Origin of the sequence: Solemya elarraichensis gill symbiont (assembly GCF_002021095.1) — a bacterium.
GTDB lineage: Bacteria > Pseudomonadota > Gammaproteobacteria > Chromatiales > Chromatiaceae.
On sequence record NZ_MPRK01000209.1, the window covers coordinates 1 to 2,979 of the forward strand.

General features: G+C 54.8%; 3 protein-coding genes and 1 pseudogene. 1 reads left to right on the forward strand and 3 read right to left on the reverse strand.

What is annotated here, in order from left to right; genetic code table 11:
• A pseudogene (locus BOW51_RS11440) lies at positions 1 to 239 on the forward strand (hypothetical protein); the annotation flags it as partial.
• A 1-nt stretch (position 240) separates the two neighbouring features.
• Here BOW51_RS11440 and BOW51_RS09100 read toward each other — a convergent pair.
• From BOW51_RS09100 to BOW51_RS09110, 3 genes are all read right to left on the reverse strand, one after another.
• Positions 241 to 1,659 (reverse strand): N-acetylmuramoyl-L-alanine amidase, encoded by a 1,419-nt coding sequence (locus BOW51_RS09100; RefSeq protein WP_245828654.1) that lies wholly within the window; start codon positions 1,657 to 1,659, stop codon positions 241 to 243.
• 122 nt (positions 1,660 to 1,781) lie between these two features.
• The gene (gene tsaE, locus BOW51_RS09105; protein ID WP_174564746.1) at positions 1,782 to 2,237 is read right to left on the reverse strand and encodes a tRNA (adenosine(37)-N6)-threonylcarbamoyltransferase complex ATPase subunit type 1 TsaE; all 456 of its coding nucleotides are present in this window, start codon (positions 2,235 to 2,237) and stop codon (positions 1,782 to 1,784) included.
• On the reverse strand, positions 2,237 to 2,979 hold a 743-nt coding region (locus tag BOW51_RS09110), incomplete at its 5' end, for an NAD(P)H-hydrate dehydratase (RefSeq protein WP_135568202.1). The genes BOW51_RS09110 and tsaE, both read right to left, overlap by 1 nt.

The window sequence follows — 2,979 nt, forward strand, 5'->3', positions numbered from 1 at the left end:
CAATCTGGTTGATGAGAACTGAAGGAAGGGCGTGGACGCGCCGGCATGAGTTACTCACGTTAAATCGGTTGGTAGAAGTGCGATTTTCAATAGGGTATCACTCTACCACAGAGTCGCTACATGCTGGTTGCTGGTTGCTGGTTGCTGGTTGCTGGTTGCTGGTTGCTGGCTGCTGGCTGCTGGCTGCTGGCTGCTGGCTGCTGGCTGCTGGCTGCTGGCTGCTGGCTGCTGGCTGCTGAATTATCCCTCGGCAGGAATCTTCAACACCTGTCCGATACGGATGCGGTCGCCATTGATATTGTTAATGCTACGCAGCGCGGAAGTCCTGACGCTGTATTTGACCGCGATCTCCGACAGTGTATCGCCCGGTGCGATGACATACTTGTCGCTTTTTACCGGTTCGTTACGACGTGCAAGCCAGGTATCAGGTGGAGGTGACTTGTGAAAATAGGTGCGAATGCCTCCTAGAATCGCCTCAGCAAGCTTCTTCTGGTAACTCGCCTTGCGTAGTTTTTTCTCTTCCCCGGGGTTGGAGATAAAGGCTGTTTCAACGAGCATCGAGGGGATGTCGGGCGACTTCAGTACGACGAAGCGAGCTTTCTGTACCTTGCGTGAGTGTGTCGGGCCCAGTTTGCGCAGGTTTCCGAGCGTTTTACCGGCCACATCGTGACTGACCTGCATGGATGCCGACTGAGATAGATCCAGCAATACTGAAGCAAGGACATTGTCCTTGTCATCGAGGCTCACCCCACCGACCAGGTCGGAGGAGTTCTCCTTCACTGCGAGCCACTTTGCCGCCTCGCTCGAAGCACCGCTCTTGGACAAGACGTAGACCGATGCCCCGTGGGCACGAGAGTCCTTGAAAGCATCCGCATGGATGGAGACAAAGAAGTCAGCTTTTTGCTTGCGTGCAATCACCATGCGTTTGCGTAGCGGGATATAGTAATCACCCTTGCGTACCAGCACGCCCTTCATGCCGGGCTCCGCATCAACCAGCGCCTTGAGTTTTTTCGAAATCGAGAGCACAACATCTTTCTCACGCGTGCCGCGTTTACCGCGTGCGCCCGGATCTTCACCACCGTGTCCGGCATCAATCGCAATCACCAGGTCCCGGGCAGGCTTGGGAGGCTCAGCCGGGATTGTTGCAACTTTTTCAGTTGTAACAGCTTTTTTGGTTTTTGCAGCTACCGCTGCTTTTGATGCCTGCTCGGCTTTTGCGAGACGCGCAAGAGCCTCGTCAACACCTGTTTCTGCGCTGACCGGTTTCTTTTCATAAAGATCTACAACCAGGCGGTGGCCGTAGGAACCGTTCGGCTTGAGCTGGAAACTTTTAGCCGTGGCGTTCTCCTTGAGATCAAGAACCAGGCGAATACCACTTTTATCACGAACACCACTGCGCATCGCCTTGACGAAACGGTTTTCAATCAGTGCAGGAGAATTATCTGTGAGGCGGCAGTTTTTGATATCGATGACAATCCGGCCAGGATTATCGAGAGTGAAGATCCTGTGTTCGACCTGCCCTGTCGTGTCAAAAACCAGGCGCGTGCGCTCCGGTGCACTCCAGCTGCGCACACCCTTGATCTGCTCACCCGCAAACAACGGAGCAGAGACAAAGCAGCTAGTGAGCAATGCCAGGGAAATCAGCAGACGCGCAAACACAATAACCCTCCTCGACCCTTTAATAATTAAAAAATAGCATAAAACAATGCTTTCTCCAATGATTTCCTAGGGATAGACACCTTTTTTAAGAAATAGTTTATAAAAGAGAAGGGTTTTAACCTCTACATTTGTTGCAACAGGGAGCGCCCTGAAGCACTGCAACTCAACAGGTTCAACTCGCGCCCCTGTTGACGATGAGCGATTTCTATCAGCAAATCGGCCGGAGGCAAACCCGATGCCCCCCTTTCCGGCCATTCGAATACCAGTACGCCGTGGCCAATCATGTCGCGAAGTCCGAGGTAGTCGAGCTCTTCGGGGTCGGCGAGACGATAGAGATCGAAATGGTAGAGACTGATAATATCCAGTTCGTAAGGCTCCATGATCGTATAGGTAGGACTCTTGACCGCCTTCTGCCAGCCAAGGCCACGCAGCATACCGCGCACCAGCGTTGTTTTGCCCGCGCCCAGATCACCCTGCAGGTAGATGACAAAGCCCTGTTCGGCGACAGTTGGCAACAGTGCACCGAGTTGTGCACCGAATTCCTGCTGTTGCTGTTCTGAATCGAGTCGTATCTGCATCACGCCTCCAACAACGAACGCAGTGCAGGCAACAGATCAGATGCGATCATGCCGCGCATACCATCACGTGCAGCCAGGTCACCGGCCGCCGCATGCAGGCAAACGCCCATTTCTGCCGCAATTGCCACATCATATCCCTGTACAAGCAGGGAACCGATCACACCACTGAGCAGATCGCCCATACCAGCCGTCGCCATACCCGGATTGCCGTCACTGCAGATTGCCGGTGGCCGACCTAAGCCATCGCAGATCACGCTACCTGCTCCCTTGAGAACAACCACGCCACCATAGCGTTTCTGAATCTCCTCAGCCGCAGCAATCCTGTCACTGGCTATATCAGCTGTTGAGCAATCGAGCAGTCGTGCCGCCTCGCCGGGGTGTGGCGTCAATATCCGCTTGTCACTCCTGTCTGGTTGTTTTGCCAGCAGGTTGAGTCCATCGGCATCGACCAGCACAGGCAGTTCCATTTCAGAGAGGGAATCAAACAGTGATTGACCCCATTTCTGCTGACCGAGGCCCGGCCCCACCACGACTGCATCAGCGCGCTTGAGCAAACCCCGCAATGCCTGTGGCTCTTCGATTGGCTGCGCCATGATCTCGGGACGCCCTGCAATTATGCTCGCGCAACTTGCTTCCCGTGTCGCCACACTGACGAGGCCGGCACCACTGCGCAGCGCTGCCTCGGCAGCGAGGCGTGCTGCCCCGACAGTACCCTGATCGCCACCAACAATCAGCAAATGCC

Bases quoted from the DNA above. Each gene is read 5' to 3' on its own strand.
- tsaE (WP_174564746.1), bottom strand. From the start codon at position 2,237: ATGCAGATACGACTCGATTCAGAACAGCAACAGCAGGAATTCGGTGCA.